This is a genomic window from Streptomyces sp. 796.1 (assembly GCF_047525675.1).
Classification (GTDB): domain Bacteria; phylum Actinomycetota; class Actinomycetes; order Streptomycetales; family Streptomycetaceae; genus Streptomyces.
The window spans coordinates 1-13,746 of the sequence record NZ_JBLIWA010000061.1 but is presented as its reverse complement, the minus strand read 5'-3'; the positions used below and the strand labels follow the sequence as shown (position 1 = coordinate 13,746).

Annotated in this window: 12 protein-coding genes; 5 read left to right on the top strand and 7 right to left on the bottom strand. The window is 68.8% G+C overall.

Annotated features, from left to right (window positions below; genetic code table 11):
• Window positions 1–33: 33 nt before the first annotated feature.
• Window positions 34–1,419 carry an L-propargylglycine--L-glutamate ligase BesA gene (gene besA / locus ACMA1D_RS29760; RefSeq protein ID WP_414727094.1) on the bottom strand — a complete coding sequence of 462 codons (1,386 nt, stop codon included), beginning with the start codon at window positions 1,417–1,419 and terminating at the stop codon, window positions 34–36.
• Between the two features lie 239 nt (window positions 1,420–1,658).
• On the opposite strand from besA, the gene ACMA1D_RS29755 reads away from it, so the two are divergent.
• Window positions 1,659–2,636, top strand: a complete 978-nt coding sequence (locus ACMA1D_RS29755; RefSeq protein WP_414727093.1) for a DMT family transporter — start codon at window positions 1,659–1,661, stop codon at window positions 2,634–2,636.
• A gap of 319 nt (window positions 2,637–2,955) precedes the next feature.
• On the opposite strand, the gene ACMA1D_RS29750 is transcribed toward ACMA1D_RS29755, so the two are convergent.
• Entirely contained in the window at window positions 2,956–3,717 is a 762-nt protein-coding gene (locus tag ACMA1D_RS29750; RefSeq protein WP_414727092.1) for a TetR/AcrR family transcriptional regulator, read from the bottom strand.
• Window positions 3,718–3,767: 50 nt separating this feature from the next.
• Between ACMA1D_RS29750 and ACMA1D_RS29745 the strand changes: the two genes are divergently transcribed.
• Window positions 3,768–5,519 (top strand): CocE/NonD family hydrolase, encoded by a 1,752-nt coding sequence (locus ACMA1D_RS29745; protein ID WP_414727091.1) that lies wholly within the window; start codon window positions 3,768–3,770, stop codon window positions 5,517–5,519.
• A gap of 114 nt (window positions 5,520–5,633) precedes the next feature.
• Here the strand turns inward: ACMA1D_RS29745 and ACMA1D_RS29740 are convergent, their stop codons facing one another.
• The 5 genes from ACMA1D_RS29740 to ACMA1D_RS29720 all read right to left on the bottom strand — a co-directional run bounded on the left by ACMA1D_RS29740 (window position 5,634) and on the right by ACMA1D_RS29720 (window position 9,751).
• Window positions 5,634–6,161, bottom strand: a complete 528-nt coding sequence (locus tag ACMA1D_RS29740; protein ID WP_414727090.1) for a hypothetical protein — start codon at window positions 6,159–6,161, stop codon at window positions 5,634–5,636.
• Window positions 6,158–7,051 carry a DUF692 domain-containing protein gene (locus ACMA1D_RS29735; protein WP_414727089.1) on the bottom strand — a complete coding sequence of 298 codons (894 nt, stop codon included), beginning with the start codon at window positions 7,049–7,051 and terminating at the stop codon, window positions 6,158–6,160. The genes ACMA1D_RS29740 and ACMA1D_RS29735 overlap by 4 nt, the downstream gene beginning before the upstream one ends.
• A 61-nt stretch (window positions 7,052–7,112) precedes the next feature.
• The gene (locus ACMA1D_RS29730) at window positions 7,113–7,367 is read right to left on the bottom strand and encodes a hypothetical protein (RefSeq protein ID WP_414727088.1); all 255 of its coding nucleotides are present in this window, start codon (window positions 7,365–7,367) and stop codon (window positions 7,113–7,115) included.
• Between the two features lie 318 nt (window positions 7,368–7,685).
• Window positions 7,686–8,000 carry a hypothetical protein gene (locus tag ACMA1D_RS29725; RefSeq protein ID WP_414727087.1) on the bottom strand — a complete coding sequence of 105 codons (315 nt, stop codon included), beginning with the start codon at window positions 7,998–8,000 and terminating at the stop codon, window positions 7,686–7,688.
• Between the two features lie 311 nt (window positions 8,001–8,311).
• Window positions 8,312–9,751 carry an erythromycin esterase family protein gene (locus ACMA1D_RS29720; RefSeq protein WP_414727086.1) on the bottom strand — a complete coding sequence of 480 codons (1,440 nt, stop codon included), beginning with the start codon at window positions 9,749–9,751 and terminating at the stop codon, window positions 8,312–8,314.
• 689 nt (window positions 9,752–10,440) lie between these two features.
• Between ACMA1D_RS29720 and ACMA1D_RS29715 the strand changes: the two genes are divergently transcribed.
• The 3 genes from ACMA1D_RS29715 to ACMA1D_RS29705 all read left to right on the top strand — a co-directional run.
• Entirely contained in the window at window positions 10,441–11,640 is a 1,200-nt protein-coding gene (locus ACMA1D_RS29715) for a cytochrome P450 (protein WP_414727085.1), read from the top strand.
• A gap of 131 nt (window positions 11,641–11,771) precedes the next feature.
• A complete protein-coding gene (locus ACMA1D_RS29710) occupies window positions 11,772–11,978 on the top strand; it encodes a ferredoxin (protein ID WP_414727084.1) in 207 nt (68 codons plus the stop codon).
• 262 nt (window positions 11,979–12,240) lie between these two features.
• The coding region (locus ACMA1D_RS29705) for a type I polyketide synthase (protein ID WP_414727083.1) at window positions 12,241–13,746 on the top strand (1,506 nt) is incomplete at its 3' end.

The window sequence follows — 13,746 nt, the reverse complement described above, 5'->3', positions numbered from 1 at the left end:
CCTGCCGCCGCGGCCCCCCGCACCGTCTCGCCGTCAGGCGCCCAGCAAGGACGCCTCCGCCGCCTTCAAATACGCGTCGGCGGCGTCGAAGGTGGGTGCCAGCGCGGTGAGCTCCACGAAACCGCAGGCCCGCAGCGCGCCCAACACGTGCAGGGCGACACCCTCACCCTTGTCGTGCGTGTACAGCAACTCGTGCGCGCGCAGCCGCTCGATGGCGACCCCCGGGTCGAGGCTGCCGAGCTCTTCAGGTTTGTGTAGCCGTCCGTGTACGTAGCACATCGGCCGTCCGTCGCTGCGCCGCAGCAGCCCGTCGGCATCGACGTCCCGCCCCACCAGCGCCTCGGCGTACCGCAGAACGTGGCTGGGTCCGACCTTGCGGAGGTTGACTTCCACCCCGATGGGGCCGCGTTCCCCCACGGTCACGAAGTCGATGCCGAAGGTGCCCCGGTGGCCGAGTTCGGCCAGTACCGCACCCGTGCTGAGCACCGCGTCGGCAATGCCGGGCCGCCACCGTTCCTCCGCCGGAAACCGGCACCCCCAGTATTGGCCGCCCGACAACACCTGGTCGTGCGTCGCGGCGACCCTGACCGTGCCGTCCGCGTCGATGTGTCCGAGACCGCTGGGAGAGGAGTCGATTCCCTCCAGGAACTCCTCCACGATCGCCCCGCCTGTGGCGAGTTCCCGGTAGAAATCCTCGGCGGGCATCCGAATCACTTCGGCTGCCGCGATGAGGTCTCCCGTACGGCGCAGTTCATCGCAGTCGATCAGTACGTTGCCGATCGAGGCGGTGTACGTGCTCGCGCTCAGCTTCACCATGACGCGCCGCACCCGGCGCGGACCCGCGGCGAGCCGCTCGATCTCCCGCACCACGTCCTGCTCGCTGTGCAGCGTCTCCGCGGGCCCGTCGGGCACCGCGACGCCGGCGCGCGCGAGGATCTGCTTGCCACCGGCCTTGCTGCCCCAGCGGGCGACGAAGGACTGGGGGCCCTCTTCGAGGTCGGCGCCGATCCGCTGGGCGAGTTGCCCCAGCGCGTCGGAGGCCATGAAGTGGACGACGGTGGCACGCGAGCTCTGCTCGGTGGCTTTCTGGAGCACGTCCATGATGCGCTCGTCGGCGAGGCATAGTTCGTCGAGCGGGCGCTTTTGACCGGATTCCGGCGTCAACAGGGTCAGCCGTTCGCGGGCGCTGTGCATCATCCGGTCGTCGAACCGAAAGACATCCCGGAAGTGGTACTCCAGGGTGACGGGGTCCACGGGTTCCGAGGTGATGACCACGGCCCGTACCGCGGGGTCGCGGAGATCCCAGAGAAAACAAAGGCTCCGCTCTGCCGAGTATCGGAGGTACGGCACCTCCTCCAGAATTCGTTCGGCGTAGCTGAACGCGTAGATCAGAATTCGAGTGGAATCGAAATCGGCCATAAGAAAGCGCGCTGCCTCACTTGTCGTCGTTACGGCTGGGTGGCCCGCGTGAGTCTATGCGGACTGAGTGCTTCAGGTGAGGTTAACGAACTCGCCGGAGAAAGTGGTGCCCAAAATACTTTTCCGGTGATTGTTCGCAAAAAGGTGCGAGTGGCCGTCTTGATGTGCGTGGCCAGAAATGGTCCGACACTCCTCGTGGTCATTTGATCCACCTGCGGGTCGATGACACGATCGAGCGCGTGAAGATCCCGAAAGCCTTCTGGGCGCTGGCCCTTACCGTCATTACGTGGGCGTCCGCGTTCCCTGCCATCCGCGTGGGCCTGGATGGCTTCGGTGTCGCTGGTCTGTCCCTGGGACGGCTCATGGTCGCCTCGATCGCGTTGGCGGTCGCGGCGCCGTTCCTCGGTGTCCGCGTGCCCGAGCGGCGCGACCTCCCCATGATCGTGCTCTGCGGTCTGACCGGTATGTCGGCCTATCAAATCCTGCTCAACTGGGGTGAAGTGCATGTTTCGGCCGGCATTGCGAGCCTTCTCATCGCGGTCGCGCCCGTCTTCAGCGTGCTGCTCGCTGCTGCCTTCCTCGGAGAGCGGATCACCTGGCTGAAGACCGCCGGAAGCCTGGTGGCGATCGCCGGCGTCGCGGTCATCGTGTTGGCCGGCGGCCATGCGGAATACACGGCATCCGCCTGGGTCGTGCTCGCCGCGGCGGCCGTCCAGGGCACCTACCACTTTGCCACCAAGCCGCTCCTGGCCCGCTATACCGGACTTGAGGTCGCCTGTTACGCGATGTGGGCGGGAACGCTCTTCCTGCTCCCGGTTTTGCCGCGAATGGTGCACGGTTTCGCCACCGCGCCCGCAGATGCCGTGGTCTCCACCGTCTTTCTCGGAATTTTCCCCTCCGCCATTGGATTTGTGGCGTGGGGATACGCGGTGGCCCGGCTTTCCCTGGCTTCTTCCACGGCGGCCTTGTATCTCGTACCGCCGGTCGCGCTCATCGTGGCGTACGTGTGGCTGGGGGAGGTGCCGCCTCCGCTTTCGCTGGTGGGCGGTGTGCTCGGAATCGCGGGCGTCGCCCTCATCAATCACCGCCCGCGCCGCGCGGCCAGCACGGCGCCGGTCGATGGCGATGAAGCGGGCCGTTCGGATGATCAGGACGGAAAAGGGAACTCGCTGACCGCCGGCCGGTCTGACCGCTCCAAGGACCCCTCCCGGGGCTGACCCTCCGAAAAGCTTCGGCCGGCGTCTGCGGCCGGTGCCGCTGGCCGGTGTCTGCGGTTGGCGCCCCGGGGCGGTGGCTGCGGTGGGCGTCTTCCGCCGGTGCCTGTGGCCTGCTCGGCCCGCGCCTGACCCGGCACCGTCGTCCGGAAGTACGGGGCCCGGCTCCGCGCCCGACCCGGAGTCTTCGCCCGGAAGGCGCGCAGCCCGGCACCTGTGCCCCCGGGACTTCGGTGGGAAGTGCGCAGCCCGGACCCCGTACGGCAGCGCGCGGCCAGCCAGCCGGTCAGTCGGTCGGTCCGTCAGACGGTCAACAGGTTGGTCAGTCGGTGTCGAGGCCGTCAACCAGCCGGTTGAGGAACCGCGCGAAGGTGGCCTCGGGCGTGAGCGGGCGGCCGGGCGCGGCGAGGACTTCGGCGAGTTCGGGGTGGTGGCCGTCCGCGGCGACGGCGGTGAGATAGCGGGCTTCGGCCGCGGCCCGCTCCGGGGACTGCGAGGCCGTGGCCCGCGCGGTCTCGTGCGCCACGTGCCCGGCCACGAACGCGGTGATCTGGGCGAAGACCTCCAGCTTCGCCGCGCCGTCGAGCCCGGTCGGCCGCAGGGCGGCCAGCGCGCGCTCCAGGAAGGCCAGGGCGTTGGGGCCGGGCGAGCGGCGGGCGGTCAGCGCGGCCGGCAGCCAGGGATGCCGCAACATGTGGGCGCGCTGGAGGTGGGCGATGGCCTTCACCTCGGCACGCCAGTCGCCGGTGGGCGTGTGCGTGGCCGGCAGCTCTGCGCTGACGTGGTCGACCATCAGCTCCACCAGCGTCTCCTTGTCGGGGGCGTAGCTGTAGAGCGTCATGGCGCCGACCCCGACCTGCGCGGCGACCTGCCGCATGGTGACCGCTTCGAGCCCGTGCGCGTCGGCCAGCGCGACCGCCGCCGCCGTGATCGCCTCCCGGCTGTGGCTGGGCTTACGACCCCGCCGCGGCCGGGTCGATCCCAACCAGAGTTGCTCGGGATCGACGCCCGGGGCGCCGGCCCCTCCTTCGCGGGTCACGGTCTGCGCTCCTCCCTCGATCGAGGCGGCCCTTGGGGGACCCATCCAAGCATCCTCTATTCTCGTACACCGTACGGATAAAGAGGAGGGGCACGATGCCATCACGTACGCACGGTTCCGGAGCGCGGTCGACCTGGGCGCCGCCCACCGGCAGGCCGAAACTCGCCGCCCGCCTCATGCGGGCGACCTGGCGCGGCCTCCCGGCCGGACGGCACGGAGTCGGCTGGGAGCCCGGGCTGTCGGTGCCGGCCGACGACGGCAGCGCGCTGATCACCGACCACTACTTCCCGCGCGCCGAAGGCGACTTCCCCACCCTCGTGGTGCGTTCGCCGTACGGCCGCGGCCTGCCGTGGTCGGCGATGTACGGCGTGCTCTTCGCCGAACAGGGATTCCACGTCGCGCTCCAGAGCTGCCGCGGCACCGGCGGCTCGGGCGGACAGTTCGACCTGTGGCGCAACGAGGTCGCAGACGGCCGGGCCACGGTGTCTTGGCTACGCGAACAGGGTTGGTTCAACGGGGCGTTGGGGAGCATCGGGCCCAGCTACCTGGGGTACGTGCAGTGGGCCCTGGCCGTGGACCCGCCACCTGAGCTGAAGGCGATGGTGGTGCAGATGGGGCTGCACGACCCGTACGCCCTGTTCTACGCGGACGGCGCGCTCCGTCTGGAGAACGCGCTGGCCGTCGGCGTCGGCATGACGTACCAGCACCGAGGGGTGGGGCCGTTCCTGAAGGCGACCCTGCGGTTGCAGCGACGCCTGCGCGACGTCGTCACCGCACGACCGTTGCGCGGTGCACACGTGCCCGCACTCGGGGGCGAGGTGCCCTGGCTCGACGACGTCATGACCCACCCGGACGCCGCGGACCCGTACTGGCACGGCGCGTCGCTCGCGGCCGTGGCGGAGCGGCTTGCCGTACCGACCAGCCTGATCACCGGATGGCACGACGTACTCGGCGACCAGACCTTCGAGCAGTACCGCCGCCTCCGCGCGGCAGGATGCCCCACCACCCTGCTCGTCGGCCCCTGGACCCACACCTCCGCGCTCCAACAGGGTTGGTCCGAGGTGTTCACCGAAAGCCTCGCCTGGCTGCGCGCGCACCTGTGTGCCGACCCCACCGGCCTGCGGCCCACGCGGGTACGGGTGCACGTCGGTGGCGAAGACGCCTGGCGGGACCTGCCCGACTGGCCGCCGGCAGCCGACCCGGCAGCCGACCTGGACGCTGACCCGGGCGCGGGCCCGGGTGCCGACCCGTGGTACCCGACCACACAGGGGCACCTCACCCGGCAGGCACCCACCGAGCCCGCCCCCCTGACGTCGTTCCGCTACGACCCGGACGACCCGACCCCCTCGATCGGCGGCCCGCTGCTCTCCCGTACGGCCGGCCCCCGCAACAACGACGCCCTGGAGGGCCGGGACGACGTCCTCACCTTCACCAGCCCCCCACTGGCCGAACCCGTGGACGTCCTCGGCCCGGTCCGGGCACGCCTGCGCATCTCCACGGACACCGGTCACACCGACGTCTTCACCCGCCTGTGCGACGTCGACGCGCAGGGCCACTCGGTCAACGTCTGCGACGGCCTGGGCCGAGTACGCACGACCGACCAGACACCCTCGTACGTCACCGTCCCCATGAGTTCCACCGCCCACCGCTTCGCCGCCGGCCACCGCATACGCTGGCAACTGAGCGGCGCCGCCCACCCGCGCTACGCCCGCAACCCAGGCACCGACCAGCCACGCCTGGACGCCACCACCTTCACACCGGTGCACATCACGCTTCACACGGACTCGGCGTTGCTGCTTCCGCGGTGCACCGGGGGCTCCGAGGCGGGTTCTACGGGAGACACCTGACATCTGGCGGTGGGAGCAGGAGTCTGGCTGTGCGCGGGGGTGGGGCCAGGTCGCTCGGCGGGCCGTGCGGGAGGAAACCGGCAGCCCTGAGGGGTCCACCGGCCGTAAGGGCTTCTAGGGCAGTGGCGTGACGGAGAACAATTCCGGGACGTCACGGCTCACCACCATCCGGTACGCACCGCGAATGCCCGCTTCGTCAAGCGGCGTGCCCAGCAACAGGCTCTCCAGCACCGCGTACGGGGCGTGCTGCCAGTCAATGACGACGGGGTCCGCCGCGTGACCGGCCTTGACCGCCAAGAGAGCGCCTTCACATCGGGCGACGGCGGCGATGAGCGGATCGCCGTGACTCCCCATCTCGGTGAGGAACACGGCCGCCTGGCGCTGGGGAAAGGGAGTTGCATCGGACCGCCCGGCGAATTGCCCAGCTACGTCGTCGAAGACTCCGCGCTTTTTGAGCAGGGCCGACGTGAGAGGGCAGGCCCGCTCGATCGCGAAGCTCCGCCACCACCCTGAAATCTCCTGGAGGACCGAAAGCCGCTCCGAGGCCCGTACCTGCTGGAAGTACGGATGATGGCTCCGTGCTTCCAGCTCTCTCGACTTGAGCAGGGCCAACAGCCCGACCTGGAGTTCGGCCAGATTCATCGGGCCGCCTGCGTGCTGGCCGCCGGCCACGACTCCAGCACGGCCCGCACCCGGGCCAGCTCGGATGCGATCACCTCCGGCCCGAGAACCGGTACCGCCTCGCCCAGCAGTTCATAGGTGACGGTTTCCACGTGCTGCGCCCTGCCGGCCACTTCCCTCGCCAGGCTGAGCGTTGATTCCTTCAAGGGGCGTGAATGCACATCCAGCATCACTCCCCGGTGTTTGACGCCCCCGGCGACGTGAATTTCTCGAACGGCGGAGAGGTCGAGCTCGTCCAGGAATTCGTCGATCCGGAAACCGTTGTTCGCCTGGTCGCACTCCAGGTTGTAGACATCGAGAAGGAGCCCGCACCCGGTGGCCGAGGTCAATTCATTGAGGAACGCGGCTTCCGTGTAATCGCTGTCGTGGTCCGGGAGCATGCGCACCACGTTTTCCAGCAGGAAGGGAACGTCGTAGCGTTCTTGAACGGCTGTGACGCGTTCCGCGACGAGCTCAAGCGCCTCGTGCGTGCGGGGCAGGGGGAGCATGGTGCCGAGGAATTCTCCGTGCACCTTCGTATAGCCGAGGTGTTCGCTGTGCCAGGCGACATCCACCGTCGCCATGAGTTGGTCGAGACAGTGGAGGTAGTCGGCCGACCAGCCGTCGTAGGACCCGATGGAGAGCCCGACCCCGTGCACGATCAGGGTGGCGTCACTGGCAACGTCCCTCAGTTCATGCAGGGCGTCGAGCCTGAGGCGGCCTTGGCCGGAATGCTCGAAGGCAAAGGTGTCAGGCGTTACTTCCAGGTGATCCACCGAAGGCAGAAGCCGCTCAAGAAGCCCACGATCACCAGGGACGTAAGTGGTCGCGACCCCGGGCCGCCGCTGCTGTCGCGCCTGAGACGTGATCACGGATCAACTCCGGGACGGCTGGTGCGGCGAGCTACGGCCGCCACTGTGCCTTCGCCCCACACTAGTGTCGTACGTCCACGCCGATGACGCCTTCGTCACGGAGAAGCTCATTCAACCCGTTGTGCACCTCCGGATCGCCGCTACGGAGAATCAGATCAATCCCCAATAGGCCGCATCCCGTACACCCACCTGGCTCCAATTTGCGAACGAGGTCCTCGACCGCCTTGTGGATCACGTCAAGCCCTGTGTCTGGCTTGAAGGTAATGGTGACATTGCGTGCCGCTGCCGTGTCGCCCGCGCTGGCCGGCTGTCCCATGCGACTACTCCTTTGTTCATGGGGGGGGGAGATGTGCAATGCGACGGTAGCCGGTGACTGTGGATATCCGAAGACGCTGTCCGGGTGAATTCATAGGGCACAGTCAGATTGGTGCGCCGACCTGCCGACTTTCGTCTCCGGTGCGCTTGAGATCTCGTTCCGATGCCAGTGGGGAGCGGATTCGGCCGAATGCGCGAGTTGAGCGGGACCGAAGCATTCGGGCCCTGCTCTGCCGGCCACCCGCACGGCTCCCACCGATTTCCGCCCCCACCGGCTGACCGCCCTGCTCGGTCTTTCCCACCCCTGTGGAGTCGCCCCTCACCGACTCCACACCCGCTGGAACTCCTCGGCCGAGATGGTCTCGACCGGGTCCTGTGCGAGATCGATCGGCTGGTCGGTCAGGAAGCCGTGAGCGTCCTCCAGGTGGGCCCAGTCGTAGCGGTGGAGCCGGCCGGCCGGCGTCAGCTCGGCTTGTTTGACGACCACCAGTTCGCCGCGGTCGGGGACTGCCTGGAAGTACCACAGGCCGCCGTCCTCATCGGCGTGGTGGAAGTGGTGCCGGGTGGTGGCCCCCTCGTCGAGTGCCCGGTAGTGGGCCGCGCGCTCTGCTCTGATGCGTTCCAGGTCAGCCATGAGGTGATGGTGCCAGCGAGCTGCCCTCGGTCGCACGTTCCGGAACCCCATGAGGCTGGCGGTGGCGGTGATGGAGGAGGGCGAAGGCGTCGTCGTCGGGCAGTGCGGGGTGTCAGGGTGGGAGCTCTGGTCGGTGGGCAGGGGCCGGCCCGGGTGACCCGTCCGGGCGCTCCCCACTCGGGTGCCGTGCCCGCCCCGGCTGTGGCTGTCGTGAGTTCGCCAGGCGGGGCGGGCGGGCCGATGGCTCTACGATGAGCCGCCGGCGACGCCCCCAGCCCCCGCATGGCTCATCGCGCCGCAGTGTCCTCGCGCTACTTGAGCAAGCTGGCCGCCCCCACCCGATGCAGGTGGATCACGACGTCGTGCGACTCCGCCAGCCTGATCTGTGGGGCGTCCATGTTCCCGGGGTAGTTGGTGCCGATGTTCTTGGCGGTATGCGGCTTCGCGAGCCAGGTACGGGCCGCCGGCGGGGCCTTGCGCAGGTCCACCACGAAGTCGCGGTACCGCACCCGGTCGAGGGTGTGCTCGACGGTGCCGGGCGCGGCCGGGCCGAAGGCGAAGCGGCGGACGTCGCCACTCTGGTCGAAGGCGTTGAACGAGCCCCGGTCGAAGGTGAGCCCGACACTCAGGTAGCCGCGGCCGAGCCGCTCCCGGAGGAAGTCACCCTGGGCCTTCGGGATGCTGGTGGGGGCGTAGGTCTTGAGCGCGACATGGCTGTTGTGGGCAGCGAGTGCGATCTTGTCGCCGGTCTGCTGCTGCCACCAGGCGACGTTCTCCGCCATGATCCGGTCGCGGTAGAACATGGCGTCGGTGGTGCCCCGCGGGTCGTCCAGGTCGAAGGCGAACAGCGTGGCCATCTGGCTGATCGCGGTCGCGTGCTGGACGGCCCAGGCGTGCGCTTCGGCTTCGGTGCCCCTGCCGGGCCGCTGCTTGAGCAGGTCCACCGCCCGCCCGGTCCGCTCGGCGAGCTCCTTCCGCTCGGCCAGCGGCTTCGACAGATAGTCGTTGACGTACGCCTCGGCACTGGTGGTGGGCCGCATCCCCCGGTACAACTCGGCGATCCGCGGGGCGAGTTCGGGACGGGCGGCGGACGCGTAGGCGTTCACCTTGTCGTACAGCTCGGAGCCGGCGAACGCGCCGTCGTCCCCGACGAAGCGAACCGGGTCCTTCGGGTGCTTGAGGTTGTACGCGCGCATCCACTGGAACAGCGCGCGGTACTCGGCGTTGTTCCACCACCGGTAGGTGCCCTGGAACTCCTCGTCCATGATCTGCTTCAAGTCGCCCTCGCCGCGCAGGAGATACGCGTCGAGCCGCAGCCCCGAACTCCACGGTGCTTCGAGGGCGAAGGCCCGGAAACCCTTCTCCTCAACCAGGTACCGGAAGATCCGGTGCTTGACGGTGAAGAACTCGTGCGAGCTGTGCGTGGCCTCGCCCAGACCCACCACCCGGGCGTCCCCGATCATCCGCCCGAACGGACGAAGATCGGCCAGCCCGCCGTGGGCCCCACTGGTGCGCAACGGGTGAGCCACCCGCCCGAGCGCGGCCTCGGGGGAGCGGAACGTCGCGGTGGTGGTCTCCTCCGGGCCGGCGGGTGTGGCGGCGTGGGCGGTGGTCGAGGCGGTGGCGGATGCGGTGGCGGGCGTGGTGGCCGGGGCACCGTCCGGGGTGGCGGCAGAGACGGCCGGAGCGACGGCCAGGGTGACACCGAGCGGGACGAGAAGGGCGCTGAGCAGGACTTTGTGCGTATTCATGCCACTCACTCTCGCCGCGAGGGCGCATCCCGGGCCATCCGCTACGCCCCCCGATCCGCCCGGGGGGAGGCCTCCCCGCCGATCGACGGGGGACTGGGACTCCGGTCCCGGTTGCAACCGGTAGGGGGTAGGTTGTGGTGCCCCGTTGTGTGGGGTATGGGGGTTGGTGATTCGGCTCCGTGGGGCTGAAGGGTGGGTGTGGGTGGGGCCTCTCCTCGGGGGAGGGTTGGCCCTGTCCGTGTCGCTGGACGTGCGGCGGTCGCGGAATCGCGTGGGGTAGCCGTCGGCCGTGTTGTTCCGACCGCCCGTGCGGCGAAGCGTCCAACGGCGCGCCGGTCGACGGCGACCTCGGGCTTCGGCCGGCCCGGTCGCGGCGGTGGCGCGTGGTGCGGCGACGGCAGGTGGGCCGCCGCATAGTCCACGTACGCGCAGGGGAGGGATACCCGTGGCCTCGGCCACGGTTCGCGCCGCGACCCGCCCCAGGCCCTGCCGCCACCACGTCAGCGATGAGTGCACTCGCGCGCAGGGGTCAACAGTTCCCGCCTTTTGTCTAAGGGATTTCTCAGAACGCGCCCGCAGGGTCCTTCTGGTGAGTTACCCGGTCGACGGCGAAGCTAGCATCGAGATCGAGCCAGCCGGTGTAGCCGCCGACGACCTCGATGCATGGACTGCGAATCGATGGAGGAGTCTTGGTCGACGCCCTGCACCCCCCTGCGCCGCTGCCTACCAAGCGGAGCTGCCCCTTCGATCCCCCGGATGGCTACACCCCGCTGCGCGAGCAGGAGCGGATATCGCGCATGAGTTATCCGGACGGCACGCCCGGGTGGCTCATCACCCGCTATGCCGAAGCAAAGGAACTCTTCACCCACAAGAGCTTCAGCGCGCGCCAGGAAGGGATAATCTCCCCCGTCCCCACGGAGTTGGCGTACGAAGGTCCGGCCGATCCGGGCGCTTTTGCGAAGACGGACGACCCGGTCCACAGTAAGTACCGCAAGCTGGTCACCGGCTTTTTCACGGTCCGGCGCACGCGGCAGCTCACCCCCATGATCGAGCGCATCGTGCACGAGCAACTCGACGATCTGGAAGAGGCCGGGCCGGGCGCCGACCTGGTGGAGGTCTTCACCGAATCCGTTCCCTCCCGGGTGATGTGCGAGATGATCGGCGTCCCCGAATCGGAGCGGAAGAGCCTCCAGCGTCACGTGGAGACGCTCGGTCGGCTCTCCTCCACCGTTCCCGAGGCGCTCGCCGCCGTATCCGGGATGAGTGGGTTCCTGGCCCGCTTCGTCCCCAGCCGGATCAGCGACCCCCGGGACGACATCCTCGGGGACCTGATCCGCGGCGGGCAGCTCACCGAGCAAGAGCTCATGGGCATGACCGCCACGTTGATCACCGGGGCCCTCGACACCACGGGCAACATGCTCGCCATGGGCGTCTACACCCTGCTTGAGCACCCCGATCAACTGGCCAAGCTCCAGGAAGACCCGGAGCTCATGGGGGCCGCAGTCGAAGAGCTCCTGCGCTTCCTCACCATCTCCCACCTCGGGGCCAGCCGGTGGGCGCTCGAAGATGTCGAGTTCGCCGGTCAGACCATCAAGAAGGGCGAGGTGGTCACTGTCGCCCTCCCCGCCGTCAACCGCGACCCCGAGCGCTACGAGAACCCCGATCAGTTGGACATCGGCCGTACGGACCACGGCCACCTGGGGCTCGGTCACGGCGTCCACCAGTGTCTCGGCCAGCACCTCGCCCGCGCGATCCTGCGCGTCGGCTACGAGGCCCTGTTCGACAGGTTCCCCACCCTGCGACTGGCCGTAGCGGCCGATGAGGTCCCGATGCGGGACGACTGCGTGCACTACGGCCCCAGGTCGCTGCACGTCACCTGGGACGACTGAGCGAGACGCGCAAGCGGTGAACACGACGGACGGTGGGGCGGTTCTCCCGCCGTCCGTCACCGTCATGCAAGAGGGCCCACAAGACGCAGACACGTCGGCCCATCCCGAACAACAAGGTAGGACTGAGACCGATGAGGATCACCGCCGACCGTGAGGTGTGCTGTTCGGCGGGCCAGTGCGCGTTGATCGCGCCTGACCTGTTCGACCAGAGCGACGAGGACGGCTCCGTCGTCCTGCTCGACGCACAGCCCGACAGCGGGCAGTTGGACGTTCTGCGCGAGGTCGTATCCCGCTGCCCGACCGGTGCCATCAGCCTCGAAGAAGACCCTGACGCATGACAAACAGGCCCCGAGATTTCGGGGCCCAAATACCGGCGGAGAACGCGACCGTGGCAAGGATCACACGGTTGGTGAAGCGCCACTGAAACCAAATCCCCGGGAATCACGTCCGAGGCGTCAACCATGCCTGAGTGGATTTCTAGGGTTTCCCTTACGGAACCAGGGCTAATGTGGCCGGTGTCCGTCTGGCAATGCGTGTTTTCGTAACCTTCAGATCCGTTGCGCTCTTCCAGTGAACGACGCGTCAAGTGTGGAGTTTCTGATGCCTGCTGCATCCAACCAGAACAAAGCCGTTGAAGCTCTGCGCAAGTCGTTCAAGGAAATCGAGCGGCTCCGGCGTCAGAACCGCCAACTGATCAGTTCGGCCACCGAGCCCATTGCCATCATCGGTATGGCCTGCCGATTTCCGGGTGGTGTGAATTCCCCCGAGGCGCTGTGGCGCCTGGTCGCCGAGGGATCCGACGCCATCTCGCCCTTCCCGACGAACCGCGGCTGGGACGTGGAGGGGATCTACCACCCGGATCCGGAGCATCCCGGTACCAGTTACGTTCGCGAAGGCGGCTTCATCCACGACGCGGATCAATTCGACTCCGCGTTCTTCGGCATCCCGCCCCGCGAGGCCCTGGCCATGGACCCGCAGCAGCGGCTGCTCCTTGAGACGTCGTGGGAGGTCATGGAACGGGCGGGCATCGACCCGGCGTCGTTGCGTGGCAGCCAGACAGGCGTCTTCACCGGCGCCATGCACACCACTTACGCTTCCGAGGCCGCGCAGATCCCGGACGAGATCGAGCCGTACCTCCACAACGGCGCCACCACCAGCATCGTCTCCGGCCGTGTCTCCTACACCTTCGGATTCGAAGGCCCCGCGCTGACGGTGGACACCGCCTGCTCATCGGCGCTGGTCGCCCTGCACCTGGCCGCGCAGGCGCTGCGGCAGGGCGAGTGTTCCATGGCGCTGGTCGGCGGTGCGACGGTCATGGTGAGCCCCAAGGGCTTCGCCACCTTCAGCCGCCAGCGCGGCCTTGCCGCCGACGGCCGGTGCAAGGCGTTCGCCGACGCTGCCGACGGCACCGCATGGTCCGAGGGCATCGGTGTGCTCCTGGTGGAGCGGCTGTCCGACGCGCGGCGCAACGGGCACCAGATCCTGGCAGTGGTACGCGGCTCCGCGGTGAACCAGGACGGCGCGAGCAACGGCCTGACGGCCCCCAACGGCCCCTCGCAGCGCCGCGTGATCCGACAGGCCCTCGAAAACAGCGAACTGACCCCCAGTCAGATCGACACGGTGGAGGCGCACGGTACGGGTACCACCCTGGGTGACCCGATCGAAGCGCAGGCGCTGCTGGCCACCTACGGCCAGGACCGGCCGGAGGGACGGCCGCTGTGGCTGGGCTCGCTGAAGTCGAACCTCGGTCACATGCAGGCGGCGGCCGGTGTCGGTGGCGTCATCAAGATGGTGATGGCGATGCGGCACGGCGTGCTGCCGAAGACGCTGCACGTCGACGCCCCGTCAAGCCACGTGGACTGGTCCGAGGGCGCGGTCGAGCTGCTGACCGAGTCCAGGCCGTGGCCGGAGACGGGCGAGCCGCGCAGGGCCGGTGTGTCCTCGTTCGGCGTCAGCGGGACGAACGCACACGTGATCCTGGAGCAGGCGCCGGAGGTTGAGGCGACCGAGGAGCCTGCCGACGGCGCCGTGGCGGGCCCGGTGGCCTGGGTGGTGTCGGGCAAGAGCGACACCGCGTTGCGGGCGCAGGCGGGGCGGCTGCGGGAG

Bases quoted from the DNA above. Each gene is read 5' to 3' on its own strand.
- besA (WP_414727094.1), bottom strand. From the start codon at position 1,419: ATGGCCGATTTCGATTCCACTCGAATTCTGATCTACGCGTTCAGCTAC.
- ACMA1D_RS29750 (WP_414727092.1), bottom strand. From the start codon at position 3,717: ATGGGTCCCCCAAGGGCCGCCTCGATCGAGGGAGGAGCGCAGACCGTG.
- ACMA1D_RS29745 (WP_414727091.1), top strand. From the start codon at position 3,768: ATGCCATCACGTACGCACGGTTCCGGAGCGCGGTCGACCTGGGCGCCG.
- ACMA1D_RS29740 (WP_414727090.1), bottom strand. From the start codon at position 6,161: ATGAATCTGGCCGAACTCCAGGTCGGGCTGTTGGCCCTGCTCAAGTCG.
- ACMA1D_RS29730 (WP_414727088.1), bottom strand. From the start codon at position 7,367: ATGGGACAGCCGGCCAGCGCGGGCGACACGGCAGCGGCACGCAATGTC.
- ACMA1D_RS29725 (WP_414727087.1), bottom strand. From the start codon at position 8,000: ATGGCTGACCTGGAACGCATCAGAGCAGAGCGCGCGGCCCACTACCGG.
- ACMA1D_RS29720 (WP_414727086.1), bottom strand. From the start codon at position 9,751: ATGAATACGCACAAAGTCCTGCTCAGCGCCCTTCTCGTCCCGCTCGGT.
- ACMA1D_RS29710 (WP_414727084.1), top strand. From the start codon at position 11,772: ATGAGGATCACCGCCGACCGTGAGGTGTGCTGTTCGGCGGGCCAGTGC.